This is a genomic window from Duganella violaceipulchra, assembly GCF_019166075.1.
Classification (GTDB): domain Bacteria; phylum Pseudomonadota; class Gammaproteobacteria; order Burkholderiales; family Burkholderiaceae_D; genus Rugamonas; species Rugamonas violaceipulchra.
Genome location: NZ_JAHTGR010000011.1, coordinates 235,513 through 259,794 on the forward strand (window position 1 = coordinate 235,513; position 24,282 = coordinate 259,794).

The window sequence follows — 24,282 nt, forward strand, 5'->3', positions numbered from 1 at the left end:
ATAAACAAGCGAAAATGATTTTTCTGCCATTGCGCTGGACTGCACGGGCTGCGCATCGACACACCTCCGCCTTCCGGCACATATGGATCTAGCTGCTCTCATTGGCACGGCGATTGCTAGATAGCTGTATCGGGTTCGCTGAAAATGAATCGGATAGCGGAATATATTTCCTATCTTTAATTGCTTTTGCATCGCCCTTTATTGGTCGACAAAATTGACGGAGACCAGAAACCATCTAAAAAAATGATTCGAAAGTGGTCGTACGTTGGCCCCTTTTGCAAGCCCCTGCTGTCAGATTAAGTCGGAATTGATACACCTAAGCTTAAGCCTATTTTTATTGCCATATCCGACCAAATCAGAGCCATTATTAGAGGATACCAATGTTTTTTCCTACAATTACACCAACAGCAAAAGATGTTCTCAAAGACTGCATTAATGAAAATACGGCGCAAGGGTTGGCGCCGGGAGACAAATTGCTCTTATGCCAGTTAATTGATGCGCTACCGGCATACCAGGATTCAACTTTTATGAACAATCACCGGGCGGCGATTGTGACTTTGATTCAAACCAGTTTGCCCGACCATCAGATTGCTCCCCAACCGTTGGACTCCGAAGATCAGGGAAATGTCACTTCTTCTTATATCTATACGGGAACTGCACGGGGATACTTAGACGCATTTTATCCGAACGTTTTTCCAAACGCGCCTTCGACTGCGCTGGCTGCAGCGCTCACTAGTCCTCCGGGTCTCCATGGCGTCTCACAACAATGGTGGTCGAATTTTAGCGTGACGGCGTTGACCGACGCGATTCGAATTGCCGGTGTGGCACAAGTCGATCTGGCAAAGTTGTCGGCCGATATGCAAGTCGCTAATGCTACGCTCATAGCCCTGTTGGCGCCGAGCTGCCTTTCTGTTCTGCAGAATGGATACAGCCCAACATCCATCACTATTAACGACATTCAATATACGCAACGGTCGCCTGCGATCGCTGCAACGCTTGCCGCTGCGATCGTAGACCAAGCGTTCATCGCCAATGCCAATGCAGCACTACAAGATCCTGGTTCAACACAGTCGGTGGTTTGGCTTCTTTTCATACTATGGCTGACCCTTGATGCGTTACAGGAACCCTTCGTTGATTCATGTATTACCGCTGCGATCAATGCTGGGCTTGAAGTGCCCAACCAGGTTGGCTTACCAACTGGCGGCAACATTGGGTGGTGGTACGGCGGCTACGTAGACTGGTTCCAGCCAATCACCGGTGCAGACATTGCGCCCGCGGCCACAGGTATCACCGCAAATATGCAGCAAACCGAAACGATCCACGCCACCGCCGGAGGATATAGCGGCGGTGGTACATATCCGGCTGTAACGGCGAACGGTTACTCATTAAGTTTTTGCAATTGGGGTGACTTAAATTGGTACAACCCTCAGTCGGCGGAGTGAGAAATCGCCGTTAGTCATGTCTGATGAATTCCTATAACCAAATAAATCGTAAACGATAAATTTTGCTATGAAAAATATATCTAAGTCTTGGAATCGCTCCCGTGCGCGGATGGTCGCGCCACCATCTTCTCCGATCCAGGTAATCAACTTGACGGTCTCTTCGCGACGGGAACGCAACATGGCGGAGCCGTCGCCAGCAACTATTATTTTGATAAGAGCGACACGGGGGGGCAACTCACAGGATCAACTTATCCTAGATCAAGTGCCTGTACCGCGCGAGATGTGGTCCTATGATGCAAACGATGGAGTGTTGACATGGCGTGGATTGTTCGGAGGCGGCCATTTACTCATCACTCATAACGGCAAGATCGCCATAGGCAATGTGAGGCTCGGAGTCGACCCTATTCCAGTATCAGCCGGTGAAACAGCTTCGTTCGACTGCGAAGTCGCGCCCGATTGTGGTATCGAGCTGGAGAGTAGTGGCAACCGTGTCACAAATATGCTGTGGGATAGAACCTCCAGTTCTTGGACCCAGGCGTCGTGGTCGACGACTAACCGCTTCAATTTGCAATATACGTACACAGCACCGATTTCTCCTGTCGACCCAGGATCTTTTACATTCCAATTTACGGACAACGATACTGTGCAGGAATGGCAACCCACGGATTCCGAAGTGTCCGCCTCGTTGTCACTATCTCCCGGGGCTGCGGGGATGGTATGGAATTTGCGTTTCCAATGTTTTGAAGATCCTCCAAAGTCTGCTTCGTCTGAAAGCATCGATACCGTGTTTCCTTATTGGATGATCGCTCAGGAGGATGCCGCCGCGAGTACGATTTCAGGCGCAATGCTAATTGACAATCCTAATGCCGAAACCGGGATGAAAATTGGTTTCCAAGGTGTCGCCAGTTCAAACAACGTGGCCGGATATTACCGGAGCGAGAGCAGCCCACAGCCGTTCGCAGTGTTTGGAGGAAAGCTCGTGGTTGCTGGAGCCACGATAGCAAGCTCTGTGCTATCGGGGCAGCGGCTATGTTGGTCGGGATTGTCTATCAGTGAACAGGCAGCAACGGGCCTACCCGAAAACGGCGCGCTTACCTTCCGGATAGACGGTCAGTTTGGTTCTACCCCTGCAATGGCTGTTCGGGTAGCTCGTCTTAACGGCTTGGCAGCGCTGCAATCGTTGAAAGCGCTTGAGCGTGTCGGGCCTGGCGTCGCGCAACATTTGTCGATGTTGGAGCAGGCCGTAAATGATACAAATCTGAACATTCAAAGCCTTCTGGCCATGACGCCTTATGCAAGAACGACGAAAGGCGACTGGTACGAAGCTGTTCAGCAAGCAGTAACAAACGACCTGAGTATGATCATGAACAGCTTCATTTCGAGCGACGCGTGGAACCTGATTTACCCTAACACTCCCCAACCCAGTTTGTCCGGATACCTTGCCACAATTGCTCAAACTCCAGTGGCTGGAGAGGACGTTGTAACGTGGTACCAGTCACTCGGCACAGCTGTACTGACCCAAGGCTTGTCTGGCGGCACCGATGACAACTGTAAGTACCTGAACGGTCCACGTTCCGCGCAGTGGCTGAGAACCGAAGTGGCTGCCTCCAAGGTGTATGCAGCGCACAGCCAGCTATTGTTTGCTTATCACTGGCAGGAGCAAAATGCCCTGACCGCTGAATTCTTGCAAGATCAAAACTCTGCGCCGCAAACGTATGTCGACCTTATTAATACGAAGGTAGCAGCGATGGTGACGGACATCAATACGAACGTCGCTGTTGATCCGGATCCAACGGTACCTGATCCGCGGCCAGCGATGATCGCAGACGCCAACGCCGTAGGTAAATATGCCGTCGACAATTGTCTCTACTGGGCATTCGGCTTTTACTATTACAACACCACATCGAATATCCTGGCAACACTAGCGTTCGCAATGAGCGATCCCGGCTCCACAGACGGTTCCATGTTGTCACGACTGTTCCAAACCAACGTGGCAGTTTTGACCGCGTTGGACCCATCTGGTACCTTTGCGCAGAAATACACGGACACCCTTAACGCGTTCTTGGCAACGAACATTCTTCCGAGTATGACTTCGTTGTCGTCGGATGGAAGTAGCGTCAGTATTATTGAGTTGTACTTGCACCAGTTTGTCACGAATAACCTAGCAAATGTCGATAGCGAGATCGCTGCCGTAGCCGCTCAACTGCAAGTATTACTCGCCGATAAAGACGCCGGCGCGATGCTAAAAGCGTCGATTGAAGTGATTGGCTCTCTATCCGGCAGCATTGACACCACATTGGCATTCCCGTATGTGGCAAAGAATTTTGTTAATTGGTTCCAGACAACATATCCGCGATTTGCAACTTGTTCCAAGTATTTCGCGTCGGTGCTTCTAGGCGGCATTGTGGCATTGAACGCCTTCAATTTGATTACTGGCTTTAAGAGCTGGGATAAATTGTCCGATGAGGAGCGTGCCCAATTAGTGACCAACGCCATCCAGTTGGGATTGCAGGTGCTGGCGGCGGTGGTTAAGCGGGGCGTTCGCCTGGAGATCGTTTTAACTACCGATGGCTTGTCTGCCGGGCAGCGTGCCGCATCAATTGCCAAAATTATTGCTGATGGCGAAGGAGGGGCGCTGGAAAATGCCTTGGTTCGGACCGGCAATGCCACAGCGCGGTGGCTTGGCAGCACTGAGGGCACGGCAATGATCGAAGTGTCCGTCGACGGCGCTGTAAATGCGGTGATGATCAACGGTGCAGACGCAGCTGTCGAAGATGCAACTTGGATCACCACGGCACTGGGGAAAAATTTGGACGAGTTCATAGCAACTCGAATTGGCCCCGTCTTCATCCTGGCCGGCATCGGTTACTCGCTCTATTCAATCATTGAAGGCGATAATGGCGTAGCCTTGGCCGGTGATATTTTAGGAATTGTCGGTGGCGCGTTTGCGCTCTTTGCGATCGCCGGAAACTGGGCTTTGGCATCCGGCGCGCTTGAAGGGCTGGATGTCTTGGCGGCATTTGTGCCATTCGCTGGACCGCTCGCGGTTTTGGCTGCGATTGCAGGTGTAGCTCTTATGATTTACGAGATGATGCAGCGCCCTCCTGATCCGGTAGCCGAATTCGTCGACAATTATGCGGCTCCTGCGGGGTTCAAAGTGAACAGTCAGGCCGGCGCTGTGGATTATGTAGCTCCCTTCGCTAACGTAGATGCCGCCAATACGATGATGATGGGATTTACATTCGGCGCGGCCAATCGTCTGCTTTCCTGCGGGTCAAACGGCATTCTCAGCTGGACGAGTCAAGCCACAAATTTACCGGACACGGTCTGGCAAGTCACCACCGACGGCAGCGGCTTCAGTCAAATTTTCACTTTGTGCCAAACACAAAGTGACGCATCGCCGGTAGTGATGTTTTTGAGTTTGATGAATGACGGAACGATTTGCTTTCAACCAAAAATTCCGCCGGCGGCTGCACCCACATTACCCTCGTCCACTCTGCATGCGCGCACAAGTGGCGCGGCCGATCCGGCGATTCAAACTCAAACATGGCAGTGCAACCCAGTTTCGGATTCAACATTAACTAGTGACGGTCATCTCTTTGCAATATCATTTACCGTCCAGTTTGCACTGCCTGACGCTCAGGGAAATTTTCAAGCGGGTTCGTCGCTGATGATTTCATCCGACGGCGTTACAGCGGGGGGCGGTATTGGGGCCGTCTTCGATCTGACTTTGTCCGGGATGGCGCCGAATTTCATGCAGATGCGTAATATTTCAGTCCTGCAAAATACCATCCCGGATAAAACAGAAACGTACGGCCCCATGTTTGGGGTGCAGCCCAGTACGCCGCTAAACTTCACGGCCACAGGAGCGTTGCCTGGCTTTATGAGCTTTGATAGCACCTCGTGTACGTTCTCGCCTAACGGAGGAACGTCGGGTGCAGGTGGCACGACTACGATTAACCTCGCCGCGATGAACTTGCTTGGTAGTCAAAATGTGGATTTTGCTATTTCTGTTGGCGCGGCGAGCGCTTAGTTGACCGGGGCTGTTGGCCCCGCTGCAATACCGACCCTGCGCACCAATCGAGAAATGCCCCGGGCGGGCGCTGCGCTTTTGAGTGGCAGATGTGGATAAGTAACCTAAATAAAGAAGGGGAATTCGTGGAGGGCATGGGCCGAAACAAATTCCCTTTTTTTCGGACTGGCTTAAATCAATGATGTAAACGATTTATCCTAGTATGTCGTTTAACTTCATTTTTCTTCCGATTTATTGTTGTAAATTATTGGATTGCGAAAGTTAGTTAACGTTATTCAGTGGCAAAAAAAAGCCGCTCAGCGAGCGGCTTTTGCTTGATTACTCTTCGCGGCGCAAGTGCGGGAACAGCAGCACGTCGCGGATGTTCGGCGAGTCGGTGATGATCATCATCAGGCGATCGATGCCGATGCCGCAACCGCCGGCCGGCGGCATGCCGTATTCCAGTGCGCGGATGTAGTCGGCGTCGTAGAACATCGCCTCTTCGTCGCCTGCATCCTTGGCCGCCACCTGCGACAGGAAGCGGGCCGACTGGTCTTCTGCATCGTTCAACTCGGAGAAGCCGTTGGCGATTTCGCGGCCGACCATGAACAGCTCGAAGCGCTCGGTGATGCCTTCGCGGGTATCCGAGGCACGGGCCAGCGGCGACACTTCGACCGGGTAGTCGATGATGTAGGTCGGTTCCCACAGCTGCGCTTCGGCGGTTTCCTCGAACAGCGCCAGTTGCAGCGCGCCCAGGCCGGCGGTGGCGAACGGCTTGACGCCGAACTTCAGCAGTTCCGTCTTGATGAACTCAGCGTCGTTCAGCTGCTCCGGCGTGTAGCCAGGCGCGTACTTGTTGATCGCATCGACGATGGTCAAGCGGTGGAACGGCTTGGCCAGATCCAGCTCGCGGCCGCCGTAGGTCAGCGTCGCGGTGCCGTGCGCGTCGATCGCCGCCTGGCGGATGATCGCTTCGGTGAAGTCCATCAGCCAGTGGTAATCGGTATAGGCCGCGTAGAATTCCATCATCGTGAATTCCGGATTGTGACGGACCGACACGCCTTCGTTGCGGAAGTTGCGGTTGATCTCGAACACGCGGTCGAAGCCGCCGACCACCAGGCGCTTCAGGTACAGTTCAGGCGCGATACGCAGGAACATCTGCATGTCCAGCGCGTTGTGGTGGGTGATGAAAGGCTTGGCCGCGGCGCCGCCAGGGATGGCGTGCAGCATCGGCGTTTCCACTTCCATGAACTCGTTCTTCTCCATGAAGCGGCGCATCGACGAAATCGCTGCGGTACGCGCCTTGAAGGTGCGGCGCGTTTCTTCGTTCATGATCAGGTCCACGTAGCGTTGGCGGTACTTGGTTTCCTGGTCGGCCAGGCCGTGGAATTTGTCCGGCAGCGGGCGCAGCGACTTGGTGATCAGGCGCAGTTCCGACACCTTGATCGTCAGTTCGTCGGTCTTGGTCTTGAACAGCGTGCCGACCACGCCCAGGATGTCGCCCAGGTCGTAGTGGTGCAGCGCGGCCATCGCAGCTTCGCCGGTCAGGTCCAGCGTGGCGTAGATCTGGATGCGGCCATCGGCCTTGGGGCCCGACGCATCCTGCAGCGTGGCGAAAGCGGCCTTCTTGCCGGCTTCGCGCTTGAGCATCATGCGGCCGGCCAGCACCACGGTCACCGGGTTGGCTTCCAGCTCTTCGCGCGACTTCTCACCGTACTGCACGTGCAGGTCGGCGGCTTTATGCTGAGGCTTGAAATCGTTCGGGAAGGCGACGCCTTGTTCGCGGATGGCGGCCAGCTTGGCGCGGCGCTCGGCGATGATCTTGTTTTCGTCGGGCGCTGCTGCTTGTTCTTGAAGATCCGTAGTCATGGTCTGTTCTTTTGTTGAGGTGATGATTAGTTAATTGCGGCGGCGAAGAGCTCTTCGACATCGAGCTCGCTGAAGTCGCGCACGACCGCGATGACGTTGTCGAATTCGGCGAACGCCTCGGCCGGCAGGGTGGTGGTCAGCACCACCGCGCGCATGCCGGCGCGGCGTGCCGCTTCCACCCCCAGCGGCGCGTCTTCGAACACGATGCTGTTGGCGGGCAGGGTGCCGCTGCGCTGGGCCGCCAGCAGGAACACGTCCGGCGCCGGCTTGCCGTGCGCGACATCGGCCGCGCCGGCGATGGCGTCGAACTGCTTGCGCAGGTCCAGGCCGTCGAGCGTGAAGTCGATGTTTTCGGTCGGCGCGGCGGTGGCCACGGCCAGCTTGACGCCTGCGCTTTTGGCGCGGGCGATGAAGGCTTCGAAGCCGTCGACCGCCGCCAGGTGCGGTGCGTACAGCTCGCGGTACAGCGACTCTTTCTCGAAATCGAGCGCGGCGCTTTCTTCCTTGGTCATCTGCTGGCCAAGATAGGTGTTCATGATTTCATGACTCTGGCGGCCGGCCGTGGCGCGGAAGAAGTCCTCGGCATCGACGTCATGGCCGCGACGGGCGAAGAAGGCCAGCCACGATTTGGTGTGGAAGGCCATGTTGTCGACGATGGTGCCGTCCATGTCGAAGATGAACGCGCGCTGCGAAGTCGAGAAGCTCATCAGACGCCTTGCTTCAGCGATGCCGAGATGAAGTCGTCCAGGTCGCCGTCCAGCACGCCCTTGGTGTTGCCGGTCTCGAAGTTGGTGCGCAAGTCCTTGATGCGGGACTGGTCCAGCACATAGGAGCGGATCTGGTGGCCCCAGCCGACGTCGGTCTTGGAGTCTTCCAGCTTCTGCTGCTCGCTCATGCGCTTGCGCAGTTCCATCTCGTACAGCTTCGCCTTCAGCATTTCCATCGCCTCGGCCTTGTTGCGGTGCTGCGAGCGGTCGTTCTGGCACTGGACCACGATGCCGGACGGGCCGTGCGTCAGACGCACCGCGGAGTCGGTTTTGTTAATGTGCTGACCACCGGCGCCGGAGGCGCGGTAGGTATCGATGCGCAGGTCGGCGGGGTTGATCTCGATGTCGATCGAGTCGTCCACTTCCGGGTACACAAACAGCGACGTGAACGAGGTATGGCGGCCATTGGCCGAATCGAACGGCGACTTGCGCACCAGGCGGTGTACGCCGGTCTCGGTGCGCAGGTAGCCGTAGGCGTAGTCGCCTTCGACCTTGATGGTGGCGGTCTTGATGCCGGCCACCTCGCCGTCGGATTGTTCCATGACTTCGACCTTGAAGCCCTTGCGTTCCGCGTAGCGCACGTACTGGCGCAGCAGCATCGACGCCCAGTCCTGGGCCTCGGTGCCGCCGGCGCCGGCCTGGATGTCGACGAAGCAGTTGTTCGGGTCCATCGGATTGTTGAACATCCGGCGGAACTCCATGCCCTCGATGACCTTGCGCACTTCCTCGGCGTCGACGATCAGCGCTTCGAGCGTGTCGTCGTCGCCTTCTTCCTTGGCCATGGCGAACAGGTCGCTCATGTCTTTGATGTCGGTGTCGGCCTTGGTCAGCGCGAAGACGATGGCTTCGAGCGATTTCTTTTCCTTGCCGAGATCCTGGGCCTTTTTCGGGTCGTTCCAGACCGTCGGGTCTTCCAGTTCTTCGTTTACTTGTTCGAGTTTCTCTGACTTTTTATCGAAGTCAAAGATACCTCCGTAGTTCGGCTTCGCGCGAGGTCATATCGGCGAGCAGGGCGGAGAGGGCGTTGATGCGTTCGGCTTCCATGTTTTCTTCTTTTCTAAGGCTGAAATCAAACCTTCGATTATACCCTAGCCGCGCCGCTCCTTCGCAGCTAAATAGCCAGTGTGGCGCTGGACGCGGACGCGATCGCTTGCGGTCCGCCCCGTCAGGCGCGAAATGCTGACTTTTTTACCACAAAAAGAATAAAATACGGTCTCTATGCCTTAAGTTGCTTGATGCAAGGAAATCCTCTGCGTATGATGTTGCGCATCGGTCCGTTGCCAAAAAGTCGCAACTTTAGATAATTTATCCATGCGTTCAGCGGTTTGCTGTATCTCCTTCGCGTTGCCCACCATGTTGCTCGGCTGTGCCGGTCTGCCGCAGGGCGCCCGGACGCCTGCGGGCGCCGAGGCCACGCTGGCGCTGCTGGAAACCACCGACCTGCACGCGACCGTGCTCAGTTACGACTACTACAAGCTCAAGGCCGATCCGTCGATCGGCTTCGAACGCACCGCGACCTTGATCAAACAGGCGCGCGCCGAATTTCCCAACAGTCTGCTGCTCGATAATGGCGACGCCATCCAGGGCACGGCGCTGGCCGACTACCAGGCGCTGGTCGCGCCGGTCGCTTGCGGCGAGACGCTGGCCATCTACAAGGCCATGAACCTGTTGGGTGTAGATGGCGGCGGCATCGGCAATCACGAATTCAATTACGGCCTGGCGTACCTGAACCAGGTCACCGCCAGCCATTTCGACGTGGACGGCGTGCCCGCCAACGCGCCGCGCTGCGCCGGGCCTCACTTCCCCATCGTGCTGGCCAATATCTACAGCGCCCGGACCAGGCAACCGTTGTTCGAGCCATACCGCATCCTCACACGGAAGATCAGCGCCACCGGGCCGGATGGCAAGCCGGTGACGGCGACGATCAAGGTCGGCATCATCGGCTTCGCGCCGACGGTGGTCATGTCCTGGGACCAGCATTGGCTGGAAGGTAAAGTCTATGCCGAGGGCGTGCGCGAAACGGCGCAGAAGTACATTCCGCAGATGCGCGCGCAGGGCGCGGACCTGGTGGTGGCGATCTCGCACGGCGGCCTCGATGGCGCGCCATACTCGCCGGAGATGGAAAACGCCAACTACTACCTGGCGCAAGTGCCGGGTGTGGACGCGATGATGATCGGCCACTCGCACCAGCCGTTCCCGGATGCGGCCAGCAAGGTGCCGGAATTCGGCCTGCCGAACGTGGACAAGGCCAAGGGCACCGTCTACGGCGTGCCCGCCGTGATGGCCAACCTGTGGGGCAAGCACCTGGGCGTGATCGGCCTGCGCCTCAAGTACGACGGCAAGGCCTGGGCGGTGGACAAGAGCCGCACCACGGTCGAGGTACGTTCGACCCGCAACGCCGACGGCAGCTACGTCGCCGCCGATCCGGCCGTCGCGCCGCTGGTGGCCGCTGAACACGAAGCCACCATCGGCTACGTGAAAACCCCGGTCGGCACCAGCGACTTCCGCATGACGACTTATTTCGCCGACGTCGGCGACATCAGCGCCATCGAGGTGGTGAACCAGGCGCAGACCGCCTACGTGCAGAACTACGTCAAGGCCAACCTGCCGCAGTACTCGGCGCTGCCGGTGCTGTCGATGGCGTCGCCGTTCAAGGCTGGTGCGGCCGGTGCGGGCGACTACACCGACGTCAAGGCCGGCGGCCTGGCGCTGAACAACGTGGCCGACCTGTATCTGTACCCGAACGCGCTGCACGTGGTGAAGGTGGCCGGCGCCGTCCTGAAAGCCTGGCTGGAAAAGGCGGCGGAGCGCTTCAACCGCATCGATCCGGCCAGCGGCGCGCAGCAGGAGCTGGTCAACACGGCCACCCCGGGATTCAACTTCGACATGCTGAGCAGCGCCGATGTCAGCTATCAGATCGACGTCACCAGGCCGGTCGGCCAGCGCATCACCGCCTTGCTGTTCAAGGGGGCGGCCATGGCGCCGACGCAGGAATTTCTGGTCGCGACCAATAACTACCGCGCCAGTGGTGGCGGCGCCTTCCCGGGGCTGGACGGCAGCAAGACCATACTGGCGTCGCCGGATGCCAGCCGCGATGTGCTGATCGCCTATATCCAGCAGCGCAAGAACGTCACCCGCGCCGGCAACGGCTCGACGCGCAGCTGGCGGTTCGCACCGGTGGCGACCAAGGGCGCGGTGGTGTTTCACTCCGCCCCCAATATGGTGGAACTGGCGAAGGAGGCGGGCCTGAAGGCAGTCTCGCAGATTAAAACGGACGATGGCGGCGGCAAGGGCCTGGCCCTGTACACCATCGATTTGTCGTTATGAGTGGAGGGCGCATGAAGCAGTTGCTGGCGGTGAGATTGATGACGATAGTGTTGGCGGCGGGCGCCGCAGGCGTCGTCGCGGCCGGGCCGGTCGACGACGCGCGCCACTACCTGCGCGGCGGTTCCGGCGCACCCGCCAACCTGCCGAAAGCATTTTCGATCTTCAGCGCCGCCGCCAAGGCCGGCGATCCGCTGGCGGCCTACTATCTGGGCATGATGTACCGGAACGGCATGGCGGTCGCGCGCGACACCAAGGCTGCGGCCCACTGGTTGCAGTTCGCCGCCAGCCGGCAGATGCCGGCCGCGATGTTCGCGCTGGCGAACCTGTATCTGAGCGGCGACGGCGTTAAGCGCGATGAGCAGGCTGCGCGCCGCCTCATAGAAAAAGCGGCGGATCTGGAGTATCCTGAAGCGGTGATGGCGATGGCCATCGGCCTGCGCGACGGCTCGATGGGCTTTGACCGCAACGAAGCGCTGTCCGAAACGCAGATGCGTTTCGCCAATCGCGCCCTGGCGCAGCGCACGTCCGGCATGTAGCGCTGGCCAAATTCCCGCCCATTTCTTACAGCCAGCTTACACGCGGCAGCCCCTTGGCGCCTTGCTGCGACGCCGCACATCTATCTGTTGCTGCTGCCGATCTACTAACCTACAATGCTCCATCGATGGTGCAGCTATCCAGCCGAGTTTCGCACGTAAGCAGCAAGTAAGCAGCACGTAAGCAGCTACTATAAAAACGTTGTAAACAGGAGATGACAGATGAATTTCAAGTTGAAAATGCTCGTTGCAGGCATGGCACTCGGTTTCTCGGCTTCCTCGATGGCGGCTGAACCCATCAAGATCGGCGTGGCCGGTCCATTCACCGGCGGTTCCGCGCCGATGGGCGTATCGATGCGCGACGGCGTCAAGCTGGCCGTGGCGGAGATCAACGCCAAGGGCGGCCTGCTGGGCCGCCAGATCCAGCTGATCGAACGCGACGACGAGGCCAAGAATGAGCGCGGCGTGCAGATCGCCCAGGAACTGATCAACAAAGAGAAGGTCACCGCCACCGTCGGCTACATCAACACCGGCGTGGCCCTGGCCTCGCAGCGCTTCTACCAGGAAGCCAAGATCCCGGTCATGAACAACGTCGCCACCGGCTCCATCGTCACCAAGCAGTTCGCCGACCAGCCTGAAAACTACATCTTCCGCAACTCGGCCAACGATACGATCCAGTCGCACATGATCGTGCAGGAAGCGATCGACACGCGCAAATTCAAGAAGGTCGCCATCCTGGCCGACTCCACCAACTACGGCCAGCTCGGTCGCGAGGACCTGGAAAAGGCGCTGGATAAAAAAGGCATCAAGGCCGTCGCCGTCGAAAAATACAATCTGAAGGACGTCGACATGACGGCCCAGCTGCTCAAGGCCAAGCAGGCCGGCGCCGATGTGGTGCTGACCTACGGTATCGGCCCGGAGCTGGCGCAGATCGCCAACGGCATGGAAAAACTGGGCTGGAAAGTGCCGCTGATCGGCAGCTGGACGCTGTCGATGGCGAACTTCATCGACAACGCCGGCAAGAACGGCAACGGCACCCGCATGCCGCAGACCTTCATCCAGGAGCCGACCACGCCCAAGCGCAAAGCCTTCATCGACGCTTATGTGAAGGCCTACCATCCACCTGGCGACCGCATGCCGTCGCCGGTGTCGGCGGCGCAGGGCTACGATTCGATCTACCTGCTGGCGGCCGCCATCAAGCAGGCAGGTTCCACCGAAGGTCCGAAGGTCAAGGCCGCGCTGGAAAGCCTGAACGAGAAGGTTGACGGCGTCGTCACCACCTACAGCAAGCCGTTCAGCAAAGACAACCACGAAGCGATCACCGCCGACATCACCGTCTTCGGTGAAGTCAAGGACGGCAAAGTAGTGCCGGTCAAGTAAGCTCGCGCCGCATTGGTACCGGCCAGTCTTGAGGATTCAAGCCTGGCCTTTTTCTTGTCGTCCTACAGTGGTGGTCATCATGGAAATCTTCCTGCAACTGGCATTCAGCGGCATCGCGCTCGGCATGATCTACGCCGTCATCGCGTTCGGCTATCAGCTCACCTTCGCCACTTCCGGCACGCTTAACTTTGGCCAGGGGGAGTCGCTGATGCTGGGCGCACTGGTCGGGCTTAGCCTGGTCGGCACCATCCACGGCGGGCCTTACATGAGCTACCTGCTGATGATCCCCCTGGTGATCGTGTTCGGCGCGCTGCAGGGCATGTTCGTCGAATGGATAGGCGTGCGGCCGGCGATCAAGATCAAGTCGGAATTCGGCTGGATCATGTCGACCATCGCGCTGGCCATCATTTTCAAGAACGTGGCCGAGAATATCTGGGGCAAGGACGACCTGACCTTCCCGTCGCCGCTGAGCTCCACGCCGTTCCAGGTGCTGGGTGCGAACGTGCAGCCGATGCAGGTGGCGGTGATCGTCGGCGCGCTGGCGATCATGGCGGCGGTGGAGATATTCAACCGCAAATCGATCTACGGCAAGGCCGTGGTGGCCACCGCCAACGACCGCGACGCGGCGGGCCTGATGGGAATCAACACCCGCATGGTGATCACCTTCTCGTACGCGCTGTCGTCGGCCACGGCGGCATTCGCCGGCGTGCTGGTGGCGCCGCTGACGCTGACCGGCGCGACGATGGGCGCCTCGCTGGGCCTGAAGGCGTTCGCGGTGGCCATCATCGGTGGCCTGACCTCGGGCGTGGGCGCGATCGTCGGTGGCCTGATACTGGGCATCGCCGAGACCACCACCGGCTACTACATCTCGACCGGCTACAAGGAAGTACCGGGATTGCTCCTGCTCCTGCTGGTACTGGCGATCAAGCCGTCCGGCCTGTTCGGCAAAGCCGCCATCAAAAAGGTCTGATCCATGAACAAGAAACTCCTCGCGGCGAGCGTATTGGGACTGGCGGCGCTGGTGCTGTATCCGGTGCTGATCCCGAATCCGTACTACATCCATTTGTTTGAAACGATACTGATCTACGCCATCCTGCTGTTCGGGCTGGACATCGTGGTCGGCTACACGGGGCAGGTATCGCTGGGCCATGCGGGCCTGTTCGGCATCGGCTCCTACGCCACTGGCGTGATGGTGTTCAAGCTTGGCGCGCCGTTCTGGATCGCGATCCCGGCCAGCGTGGCCGGCGCCGCGGTGTTCGGCGCCATCCTCGCGCTGCCGGCCTTGCGCGTTACCGGCCCGTACCTGGCGATGGTGACGCTGGCCTTCGGCACCATCATCCAGATCCTGATCAACGAGATGACCTTCCTCACCGAAGGCCCGATGGGCATCAAGATCGGCAAGCCCACCATCATCGGCCAAAAGCTCGGTGAAGTCGGCTACTACTACATGGTGGCGGCGCTGATGGTGCTGTCGCTGATCGTCGTGCACCGCATATTGAAATCGAACCTGGGCCGGGCCTTCGAGGCGCTGCGAGACAGCCCGATCGCCTCCGACTGCATGGGCGTTTCGGTGTATCGCTACAAGGTCTACGCCTTCATCATCAGCGCCGGTTTCGCGGGCCTGGCCGGCAGCCTGTATGCGTATTCGGAAGAGTATATCTCGCCCAACACCTACAACTTCGAGCTGACCATTCTGTTCCTGCTGGCGGTGATCATGGGCGGCCGCAAGACTCGTTCCGGTTCGCTGATCGGCGCGATGATCGTGGTGATGCTGCCTAGCCTGTTGGCCGATATTGAGCTGTTCCGCAAGATCGCCACCGCCGCCGCGGTGCTGGGCGTGATCGGCTCGGCCTTCATGCTGGCGAAAAAACGCTCGACGCCGCGCGACGTGTTGATACCGCTGGTCGCCACCATCGGCATGGCGGCGTTCTCGTACAAGCTGGAAAACATCGTCGACTGGCGCCTGACGGTGTTCGGTCTGATGACGCTGTTCGTGGTCTACTATCTGCAGGACGGCATTGTTGGCTTCCTGTTCAGCCTTGTCGGCAAAGGTGCGGTGCACGCGAAGGCGGTGGCGGCCAGCGGCGTCGAGCCGTTCTCGCGGGCCAAGGGTGGCAATGCCGGCGACACGCTGCTCAGCGTGGAGCAGATACTGATGCAGTTCGGCGGCCTGAAGGCGCTCAACCAGGTGGACCTGAACGTGCTGCAGGGCGCCGTGCACGGCCTGATCGGCCCCAACGGCTCGGGCAAGAGCACGATGATGAATGTGCTGACCGGGATCTACAAGCCGACCGCCGGCAAGGTGTCGTTCGCGGGTGCGGTGATCTCCGGCCGCACGCCGTCCGAGATCGCGCTGGGCGGCGTGGCGCGCACTTTCCAGAACGTGCAGCTGTTCGGCGAGATGACCGCGACCGAGAACGTGCTGGTTGGCCTGCACAACACCTTCGCCTCCAACGTGCTGGATGTGATGCTGCAAACGCCGCGCTACAAGCGCGAGGAAAGCGCAGCGCGCGAACGTGCCGCCAGCATCCTGGAGTTTGTTGGCCTGTCGGACTTGGCCAACGAAGAGGCGCGCAACCTCCCATATGGCAAACAGCGCCTGCTGGAAATCGGCCGCGCGCTCGGCCTCAGTCCGCGCCTGCTGCTGCTCGACGAGCCGGCGGCCGGCTTGACCGCGCCGGACATCAAGGAGCTGATGGCGATCATCCGCAAGATCCGCGACCACGGCATCACCATCATCCTGATCGAGCACCACATGGACGTGGTGATGGCATTGTCCGACACGGTGACGGTGCTGGACTTCGGCCAGAAGATCGCCGAAGGCAAGCCGGCCGCCGTGCGGAGCGATCCCAAGGTGATCGAGGCCTACCTGGGCGGCAGCGGCGAAGAACACGGTGGCACCAAAGCGCCTGCGGCGCATTAACGAGGACAGCACATGCTATCGATTACCAATCTGCACGCGTCGTACGGCAAAGTCGAAGTCCTGCACGGTATCTCGCTGGAGGTCCCGAAGGGCAAGCTGGTCACGCTGATCGGCTCCAACGGCGCCGGCAAGACCACCACCATGCGCGCCATCTCCGGCATGCTCAAGCCCAGGGACGGCAAGGTCACGCTGGCCGGCAAGGACATCACCGGCGCCGATTCTCACATGATCGCGCGCGCCGGCCTGGCCCATTCGCCGGAAGGGCGGCGCGTGTTCGCTTCGATGACGGTCACGGACAACCTGCTGCTGGGCGCCTTCCCGCGCTTCACGCGCGCGCGGCCCAAGGGCGACATCAAGCACGACCTGGAAAAGGCGCTGGAGCTGTTCCCGCGCCTGAAGGAACGCCAGCACCAGCTGGCTGGCACGTTGTCCGGCGGCGAGCAGCAGATGCTGGCGATGGCGCGCGCCGTCATGCTCAATCCGGAAGTGATCCTGCTCGACGAGCCGTCGATGGGCCTGGCGCCCATCCTGGTGGAGGAAGTGTTCCGCATCATCCAGCGCCTGAAATCCGAAGGCGTGACGATGCTGCTGGTGGAGCAGTTCGCCGCCGCCGCGCTCAACGTGGCCGACTACGGCTACGTGCTGGAAAATGGCACGATCTCGGTCCATGGCCCGGCCGAGAGCCTGAAGACCGATCCGAAAGTGATCGCGGCCTACCTCGGCGGCGGGCAAGGGCACTAAGAAACTATCAGAATAAAAGTTATATATTTTAAAATAAATTAATTGCCATACGGAAACTCGATAGATATAATTTGCAACTGTTGAGTTTTTGTAAGGCAATAAATGCAACAAAAAAGCAGTCGGTTGCGCGGCGCGGTACTGCTGTGCAGCCTGGTCCACTACGGCGCGTACGGCCAGAGCCAAGCCGAGATCGCGGCGCAACAAATCCAGCGTCAGCAACAAAAGGAGCGGGCACAGAACGAGCAGGCCGAGGAGCAGCGGCCCGCCGTGCGGCTGTCTCGCGAGCCGGTCCAGGCCGCGGCCGGCTATCCGCTGAATGAGACCCCGTGCTTGCCGATCCGCCACGTTGCCCTGCAGGGCGACCAGGCGGCGCGCTTCGCCTGGGCGCTGGACGCGGCCGCCGATGCCGCCGGTCTGTGCCTGGGCAGTGGCGGCGTCAACGCCGTGATCGGCAAGGTGCAGAACGCGCTGATCGCGGCCGGCTACGTCACCACCCGCGTGCTGGCCGCGCCGCAGGACTTGCGCGGCGGCGAGCTGCAACTGGTGCTGGTGCCGGGCCGCATCCGCGCGATCCGTTACGCCGCGCCGGCGGCCGGCGCCAGCAACGACCGCGCCTCCTGGCGCACCGCGCTGCCGGCCCGGCCCGGCGACCTGCTCAACCTGCGCGACATCGAGCAGGCGCTGGAAAACCTCAAGCGCGTGCCGACCGCCGAGGCCGATATCGAAATCGTGCCCGGCGAGCAACCCGGCGAAAGCGACCTGCTGATCAAGTGGCGCCAGGCGCTGCCGGTGCGCCTGAGCCTGTCCGCCGACGACAGCGGCAGCGACTCCACCGGCAAATACCAGGGCGGCGCCACGCTGTCGCTGGACAATCTGCTGGGCTGGCAGGAGCTGGCCTATGTCAGCGTCACCCGCGACCTGTCCGGTGTCGGCGCGGGCCGCGCCCATGGCACCCGCAACTACGCGCTGCACTATTCGATGCCGGCCGGGTATTGGCTGTTCTCGCTCAACGCCAGCCGCTACCGCTACTACCAGGGCATCGCCGGCGCCAACCAGACCTATGTGTACAGCGGCACCAGCGGCAATCTGGAGTTCAAGGCCGCGCGCGTGCTGTATCGTGACGCCGCCCGCAAGACCACCGCCGCGCTGCGCCTGTACCGCCGCCGCAGCAACAACTTCATCGACGATACCGAAGTGCAGGTGCAGCGCCGCCAGATGGGCGGCCACGAGCTGGGTCTGTCGCACAAGGAATTCCTCGGCGACGCCACGCTGGACGCCAACCTGCTCTACAAGCGCGGCTCCCATCTGTTCGGCACCTTGCCGGCGCCCGAGGAGCAGTTCGACGACGGCACCGCGCGGCCCACCATCGTCAATGCCGACGCCACGCTGACGCTGCCGTTCGCGCTGCGTTCGGTCAAGCTGCAATACCAGGCCAACTGGCGCGCGCAATGGAACCGCTCGACGCTGATCCCGCAGGACCGCTTCGCCATCGGCGGACGCTACACGGTGCGCGGTTTCGACGGCGAGGCCAGCCTGTCGGCCGAGCGTGGCTGGCTGCTGCGGAATGACCTCGGCTGGTCGATCAACGAGCGAACCCAGCTGTACCTGGGCCTGGACTATGGCCAGGTCGCGGGGCCGCACGCCGCCGCGCTGGCGGGCACCAGCCTGGCCGGCGGCGCGCTCGGCTGGCGCGGCCAGTTCGGCGGCGCCCAGATCGATCTCTTCATCGGGCGGCCTATCCGCAAGCCCGAGCATTTCCGTACCGCCCCCAGTGCCGGCGGTTTCAACGTCAACTATCAGTATTAAATTTTTTTGCTGGCCTCAACCCCGCCGGCGGAAGGACCCGCAATGAACACGCACTGCTACCGTATCGTCTTCAACAAAGCCCGAGGCCTCTGCATGGCCGTACAGGAAACCGCCCGCAGCAGCGGCAAGGGCGCGGGGCAGGCGGGCCCGGCGGGGACTGCGGCGGTGGGTGGCCGGCAAGGCGGCATGGCGACGCGCTTGCGCAGCCTGGCCCGCGCGCTGCTCGGTGCGTTTGGCGGGACGGCCTTGCTGGCCGGACTGGCCTCGGCGCAGATCATTGCCGATCCGAACGCGGCTGGGCGCCAGCAGGCCACGGTGCTCAACGCGGCCAACGGCGTGTTGCAGGTCAACGTGCAGACGCCGAGCGCGGCGGGCGTGTCGCGCAACGTCTACAGCCGCTTCGATGTGCCCAAGACGGGCGCCGTGCTGAACAACTCGCGCACCGCCGTGCAGAGCCAACTGGGCGGCTGGATCGACGCCAATCCGTGGATGGAGCGAGGCAGCGCGCGGGTGATCCTGAACGAAGTGAACTCCAACGATCCGAGCCAGTTGCGCGGCTATATCGAGGTGGCCGGATCGCGCGCGGAAATGGTGATCGCCAATCCGGCCGGCATCGTGGTCGACGGCGCCGGCTTCATCAACGTCAGCCGCGCCACGCTGACCACCGGCAAGCCCTTGCTGGACGACACCGATGGCGCGCTGCGCGGCTACGCGGTGCGGGGCGGCATGATCAGCATCGGCGGCGCGGGCCTGGACGCGCGGCAGACCGACTACACGGCCCTGATCGCGCGCTCGGTGCAGCTGAACGCCGGCTTGTGGGCGCAACAGTTGGAGGTGACGACCGGCGTCAACGACGTCGCCCTGGCCGCCGGCGGCGCGGCGACCCCGGTGCTGTCCGGCGGCGCGGCGCCTCGTTATGGCATCGATGCCTCGCAGCTGGGCGGCATGTATGCCAACAAGATCACGCTGGTCGGCACCGAGGCCGGTGTCGGCGTGCGCAATGCCGGCGCGCTGGGCGCGGCGGCGGGCGAGCTGGTCGTCACCACCGAGGGCAGGCTGGAAAATACCGGCAGCCTGGCGGCCAGCCTGGCTTTGTCGGCCACGGCGCGGGATGGCATGGTCAACAGCGGCGCCATCTCCGCTGGCGGCACGCTGGCGCTGAACACGCCGGCGGCGGTGGCGAACAGCGGTACCCTCAGCGGCACGGCCGGCCTGCAGTTGGCGGCCGCCAGCCTGGGCAACAGCAATCTGATCAGCAGCGCCGGCCGCGCGGTGCTGGCGGTGCAGGGGGATGTCGAGAACGGCGGCGGCGTGATCCAGGCGCAAAGCCTGGCGCTGCGCAGCACCGGCGGCGGCATCAATAACCAGTCGGGCAAGATACTGCAGAGTGGAGCGGTGGCGCTGGATGTGGTGGCGGCCAGCCTGCATAATGTGGGCGGCGGGCAGGTCGGCGCTGCGCCGGCCGCCGCAATCGCGGATGGCGCGGGCAACGGCGGCACCAGCAACGGTGGTGCGGGCGTCGGCACGGGCACGGGCACGGGCGGCGACAGCGGCGCAGGCAGCGGCAACGCAGGCGGCACCGGGAGTGGCACCGGCACCGGCACCGGCACCGATGGCGGCGGCGCCAACACCGATGGCGGCGGCGCCAACACCGGCACCACGCCGCCCGTGCCCGTCGTGCCGGGCTTCGTCCATGTGGCCGGCGCGATCAACAACGATGGCGGTCAGATCCTCTCCGGCAGCGGCATCGCACTGACGGCAGGCGCGCTCGACAACATAGCTAGCCAGATGAACCTGTCGTCGCTGACGGTCCATGGCGGTGCGTTCAACAACCGCGCCGGACAACTGAACGTGCAGCGCGGCGCCAGCATCCACGGCACCACCCTCGACAATCATGCGGGCCAGCTGGTCATCGGCGGCAACGCCGACCTCCAGGTCCAGGGCGTGGACAATGGCAGCGGCTGGTTGACGGCAGGCGGCGACCTGGCACTGAGCAGCGGCGCCATCGTCAACCGCGACGGCAAGCTGGTCTCAAGCGCGCGCGCAAGCATCGCCGCCACTGGCGCGGTAGACAACCACAACGGCCAGATCCAGGCGGTGCGTGGCCTGGCGCTCGACGCCAGCGGAAAACTGGACAACCAGTCCGGCGCCATCGAAGCCATCGGTGCTACCGGCGCCCTGCGTGTGCGCGCCGGCGAGATCGACAGCAACCATGGCCGCATCGTCAATGCCGGCAACGGCGCCAGCGACATCGGCGCTGCCGGCAATTTGCTGAACACCGGCGTCATCGGCGCGAACGGCGCGTTGACGGTTGCCGCGCGGACCATGCAGAACCAAAGCGGCGGCACCGTCCAGGCGGCAGGCAGCCTGGCCCTGGCCGTCAGCAAACAACTGGACAACCTGGGTGGCATCACCAGCGGCGCCGCGCTCGATTTCAACGAAAGCGCCGCGACGTTGAACAATGGCGGACAGATGGCGGCCGGCGGCGACATCCACATCGCCGTGCTGCATGCTGGCAATGACGGTGGCCAGATCGGCACCGCAGCCGCTTCCGGCGCCAGCCTGGCGCTCAGCGCGGCCGATATCAGCAATCGCGGCGGCAGCCTGTTGGCCGACCGCGACGTCGGCATCACCGCCTCGAAAGGCGACCTGGACAACAGTAAAGGCTTGATCCACGGCCAGCGCGATGCCACCATCAATGCCGCGCAAACCTTGCTCAACCAGGGCGGCGTGATCGAAACGGTCAGCGCCGGCAGCAAACTCAGCCTTGACACCGGCGCCATCCAGAACCGGAGCGGCCGTATCGTCAACGCCGGTGGCGGCGACAGCTTGGTCGCCGCCGCCGGCGCCATCGTCAGCGACGGACTGATCGGCGGCAACGGCAAGCTCGCGATGACGGCCGCCACCGTGAGCAACGGCGGCACGCTGTCCAGTGGCGGGGCATTCAACCTGGCCGTCAGCCAGCAGCTCGACAACGCCGGCCTGATCAGCAGCGCCGGCGCGCTGGACCTGGGCACCGCCAAGGCCGACATGCGCAACACCGGCCAGATGGTCGCTGCGGGCGACATCAATGTGCAGGCGCACAAGGTCGCCAATGCCGGGCAGATCGCTACGTCGGCCGGTTCCGCCAGCGGCATCACCCTGCACGGCACGGCGTTGGATAACCGTGGTGGCGGCATCGTCGCCGGCGGCGCCGTCGATATCCAGCTGGACGGTGCGCTCAACAACAACAACGGCACCGTGCAGGCTGGCCGGGACCTGACCATCGCCGCCACGGACACGTTGAACAACAGCGCCGGCGTTATCGAGGCGATGGGCAGTACCAGCCGCATGCAACTCAATGCCGGAGCTATCGGCAATGCCGGCGGCCGCATCGCCAACGTCGGTAGCGGCGATACCGGCATCACGTCGGAAGCTGATCTCCAGAATACCGGCCTGATCGCAGGCAATGGCGACGTCAAGGTAAGGGCTGATACCGTGCACAACGGCCAGGGCGGCGCGCTCACGTCGGGCAAGGACATGACGCTGGCGGTGGAGCAACTGCTGCGGAATGACGGCACGATCCAGAGCGGCGCCTCGCTGGTGTTCAGCAAGACCACAGGCAACGTCGGCAACAGCGGTTCCATCATCGCCAACGGCGGCTTGCTCATCAAGGCAGGCAAGCTGGTCAACGATAGCGGCCAGATCGCCACCACCCTTGCGAGCGGCGGCGATCTCGACATAGAAAGCCAACAGCTGGGCAACCACAACGGCCGCATTCTTGCCGCTGGCAGCGCCGATCTCCAGGTGGGCGGCGCGGTGGACAACCGCTTCGGCGTGATCCAGGGCGGGCAGAATTTGACGCTGAGCGCCGGCGGCGCGTTCAACAACGGTAACGGCGCCGCCGAGGCGCTGGGCGCCGAGGGCCGGTTGTCGGTGCAAGCCAACGGCATCGACAACACCTCTGGCAGCATCGTCGGCGCGGGCCGCAACGGCGCCAGCGTCGGCAGCGCCAGCTATGTCTTGAACGGCGGCCGCATCGCCGCCAGCGACAAGCTGGACTTGAGCGCGCTATCGGTCAGCAACCGCGCTGGCGCCAGCATCCTGGCGGGCGCGGGCCTCGGCCTGTCGGTGCGCGACCTGCTGGACAACCACGGCACGGTCAGCAGCAACGGACTGATGAACTTCGGCTTGACCACGGCCACCGTCAACAACGATGCGTGGATCGTTTCCAACGGCGGCATCAATCTGGCCGCAGGCGTGTTGAACAACGATAAAGGATTGATTTCGACGGTCAGGCAGTCGCAGTCGGACCTTGATATTAGCGCCGGCAGCGCCAGCAACCAGGGCGGCGCCATCGTAGCCGACCGCAACGCCACGCTGACCGTCGACGGCGCGCTGAACAATACTTCGGGCAGCATCCAGGCCGGCAAGGATTTGCAGACCACGGCCGGCGCCGCGCTGAACAACACCCACGGCTTGATGGAAGCGGTCGGCGCGGCCAGCGCGTTGAAGGTGCTGGCCGCTTCCATCGATAACACGGACGGCCGCGTCGTCAACGTCGGCACCGGCGCCAGCGGCGTAGTCGCGCAGGGCGTGATACTGAACGGTGGCCAGATCGCCGGCAATGGCGATCTGGCAGTGGCGGCAAAGACCTTGCAGAACAACGCCAGCGCCACCATCTCCGCAGGCAAGAACCTGGCGTTGGGCGTAAGCCAGCAGCTGGATAACCTGGGCGCCATCAGCAGCATCGGCAGGCTGGACTTTACACAGACAACGGTCGCGGTGCGTAACAGCGGCAGTATCGTCGCCGGCAGCGCAGCGACGATCAGCGCCGGCGTTTTCAACAATGATGGCGGCCAATTGGCCACGGTGCGCGGCTCCGGTTCCAACATCGCGCTCCACGCGCAGAGCCTGAGCAACCGCGGCGGCGTGATCCAGTCCGACCGCAATCTGACGGTGGGCCTTGCCTACGCGGCGGACAATACGCACGGTTCCATCCAGGCCAGGCGGGATCTGCGATTCGCGGCGGGCGCGGCCCTGAACAACAACAGCGGCGTCATGGAGGCGATCGGCGCCGCCAGCGCACTGCGCGTGCAGGCTGCTTCCATCGATAACACGGCAGGCCGCATCGTCAACGTCGGCAGTGCGGCGGCAATTGTCTCGGCCCAAGGGGCCATCATCAACAGCGGCCTGATCGCCGGCAATGGCAGCCTGGACCTGGCGGCTGGCAGCCTGCAGAACCAGGCCGCAGGCGCGGTGTCGTCCGGTCTGGCGCTGGACTTGGCCGTTACGCAGCAATTGGACAACCAGGGCACGATCACCAGCGGCGGCAAGCTCGAGTTCAGCAAGACCACGGCCATCGTCAACAACAGTGGCCAGATCGTCTCGGCCGGACAGGCGACCATCGCCGCCGGCAGCCTGAACAACGATGGCGGCCAGATCGCCACGCTGAAGGACAGCGGCGCCAGCATCGTCATCGCCAGCCAGAGCATGAGCAACC

At 61.7% G+C, this 24,282-nt stretch carries 13 protein-coding genes; 10 read left to right on the top strand and 3 right to left on the bottom strand.

All coding sequences use genetic code 11. The annotated features are described in order from the left end of the window. The first annotated feature begins 380 nt into the window (after nucleotides 1–380). Nucleotides 381–1,442 (top strand): hypothetical protein, encoded by a 1,062-nt coding sequence (locus KVP70_RS21240; protein WP_217944160.1) that lies wholly within the window; start codon nucleotides 381–383, stop codon nucleotides 1,440–1,442. A 178-nt stretch (nucleotides 1,443–1,620) separates the two neighbouring features. Beyond that, entirely contained in the window at nucleotides 1,621–5,475 is a 3,855-nt protein-coding gene (locus KVP70_RS21245) for a hypothetical protein (RefSeq protein ID WP_217944161.1), read from the top strand. Nucleotides 5,476–5,793: 318 nt separating this feature from the next. On the opposite strand, the gene lysS is transcribed toward KVP70_RS21245, so the two are convergent. The 3 genes from lysS to prfB form a co-directional block, all read right to left on the bottom strand. Beyond that, on the bottom strand, nucleotides 5,794–7,323 hold the full coding sequence (lysS, locus tag KVP70_RS21250) for a lysine--tRNA ligase (protein ID WP_217944162.1): 1,530 nt from the start codon (nucleotides 7,321–7,323) through the stop codon (nucleotides 5,794–5,796). Nucleotides 7,324–7,349: 26 nt separating this feature from the next. Continuing rightward, the gene (locus KVP70_RS21255) at nucleotides 7,350–8,030 is read right to left on the bottom strand and encodes an HAD family hydrolase (protein ID WP_217944164.1); all 681 of its coding nucleotides are present in this window, start codon (nucleotides 8,028–8,030) and stop codon (nucleotides 7,350–7,352) included. Next, nucleotides 8,030–9,134, bottom strand: a protein-coding gene (prfB, locus tag KVP70_RS21260) for a peptide chain release factor 2 (RefSeq protein ID WP_217944166.1) whose coding sequence is annotated in 2 segments (ribosomal slippage) — nucleotides 8,030–9,052 and nucleotides 9,054–9,134 — 1,104 coding nt in all. Because the reading frame shifts where the segments join, the coding sequence is not laid out codon by codon here. The genes KVP70_RS21255 and prfB overlap by 1 nt, the downstream gene beginning before the upstream one ends. A 267-nt stretch (nucleotides 9,135–9,401) precedes the next feature. On the opposite strand from prfB, the gene KVP70_RS21265 reads away from it, so the two are divergent. The 8 genes from KVP70_RS21265 to KVP70_RS21300 all read left to right on the top strand — a co-directional run. Further along, the gene (locus KVP70_RS21265; protein ID WP_217944167.1) at nucleotides 9,402–11,417 is read left to right on the top strand and encodes a bifunctional 2',3'-cyclic-nucleotide 2'-phosphodiesterase/3'-nucleotidase; all 2,016 of its coding nucleotides are present in this window, start codon (nucleotides 9,402–9,404) and stop codon (nucleotides 11,415–11,417) included. Between the two features lie 11 nt (nucleotides 11,418–11,428). Continuing rightward, on the top strand, nucleotides 11,429–11,953 hold the full coding sequence (locus KVP70_RS21270) for a tetratricopeptide repeat protein (RefSeq protein WP_217944168.1): 525 nt from the start codon (nucleotides 11,429–11,431) through the stop codon (nucleotides 11,951–11,953). Nucleotides 11,954–12,172: 219 nt separating this feature from the next. Next, nucleotides 12,173–13,330 (top strand): ABC transporter substrate-binding protein, encoded by a 1,158-nt coding sequence (locus KVP70_RS21275; RefSeq protein ID WP_217944170.1) that lies wholly within the window; start codon nucleotides 12,173–12,175, stop codon nucleotides 13,328–13,330. A gap of 79 nt (nucleotides 13,331–13,409) precedes the next feature. Continuing rightward, nucleotides 13,410–14,300: a branched-chain amino acid ABC transporter permease gene (locus KVP70_RS21280; RefSeq protein ID WP_008447933.1), complete on the top strand. Its 891-nt coding sequence runs from the start codon at nucleotides 13,410–13,412 to the stop codon at nucleotides 14,298–14,300. A 3-nt stretch (nucleotides 14,301–14,303) separates the two neighbouring features. Then, the gene (locus tag KVP70_RS21285) at nucleotides 14,304–16,253 is read left to right on the top strand and encodes a branched-chain amino acid ABC transporter ATP-binding protein/permease (protein WP_217944172.1); all 1,950 of its coding nucleotides are present in this window, start codon (nucleotides 14,304–14,306) and stop codon (nucleotides 16,251–16,253) included. Nucleotides 16,254–16,265: 12 nt separating this feature from the next. After that, the gene (locus KVP70_RS21290) at nucleotides 16,266–16,994 is read left to right on the top strand and encodes an ABC transporter ATP-binding protein (RefSeq protein WP_217944174.1); all 729 of its coding nucleotides are present in this window, start codon (nucleotides 16,266–16,268) and stop codon (nucleotides 16,992–16,994) included. Between the two features lie 102 nt (nucleotides 16,995–17,096). Continuing rightward, nucleotides 17,097–18,800 carry a ShlB/FhaC/HecB family hemolysin secretion/activation protein gene (locus KVP70_RS21295; protein WP_217944175.1) on the top strand — a complete coding sequence of 568 codons (1,704 nt, stop codon included), beginning with the start codon at nucleotides 17,097–17,099 and terminating at the stop codon, nucleotides 18,798–18,800. Between the two features lie 93 nt (nucleotides 18,801–18,893). Continuing rightward, a partial coding sequence (locus KVP70_RS21300; RefSeq protein WP_229224981.1) for a two-partner secretion domain-containing protein occupies nucleotides 18,894–24,282 on the top strand: 5,389 nt, incomplete at its 3' end.

Excerpts from the sequence above, each read along its gene's own strand:
- KVP70_RS21240 (WP_217944160.1), top strand. The coding sequence starts at position 381 with ATGTTTTTTCCTACAATTACACCAACAGCAAAAGATGTTCTCAAAGAC.
- KVP70_RS21245 (WP_217944161.1), top strand. The coding sequence starts at position 1,621 with ATGGCGGAGCCGTCGCCAGCAACTATTATTTTGATAAGAGCGACACGG.
- lysS (WP_217944162.1), bottom strand. The coding sequence starts at position 7,323 with ATGACTACGGATCTTCAAGAACAAGCAGCAGCGCCCGACGAAAACAAG.
- KVP70_RS21255 (WP_217944164.1), bottom strand. The coding sequence starts at position 8,030 with ATGAGCTTCTCGACTTCGCAGCGCGCGTTCATCTTCGACATGGACGGC.
- KVP70_RS21265 (WP_217944167.1), top strand. The coding sequence starts at position 9,402 with ATGCGTTCAGCGGTTTGCTGTATCTCCTTCGCGTTGCCCACCATGTTG.
- KVP70_RS21270 (WP_217944168.1), top strand. The coding sequence starts at position 11,429 with ATGAAGCAGTTGCTGGCGGTGAGATTGATGACGATAGTGTTGGCGGCG.
- KVP70_RS21275 (WP_217944170.1), top strand. The coding sequence starts at position 12,173 with ATGAATTTCAAGTTGAAAATGCTCGTTGCAGGCATGGCACTCGGTTTC.
- KVP70_RS21280 (WP_008447933.1), top strand. The coding sequence starts at position 13,410 with ATGGAAATCTTCCTGCAACTGGCATTCAGCGGCATCGCGCTCGGCATG.
- KVP70_RS21285 (WP_217944172.1), top strand. The coding sequence starts at position 14,304 with ATGAACAAGAAACTCCTCGCGGCGAGCGTATTGGGACTGGCGGCGCTG.
- KVP70_RS21290 (WP_217944174.1), top strand. The coding sequence starts at position 16,266 with ATGCTATCGATTACCAATCTGCACGCGTCGTACGGCAAAGTCGAAGTC.
- KVP70_RS21295 (WP_217944175.1), top strand. The coding sequence starts at position 17,097 with ATGCAACAAAAAAGCAGTCGGTTGCGCGGCGCGGTACTGCTGTGCAGC.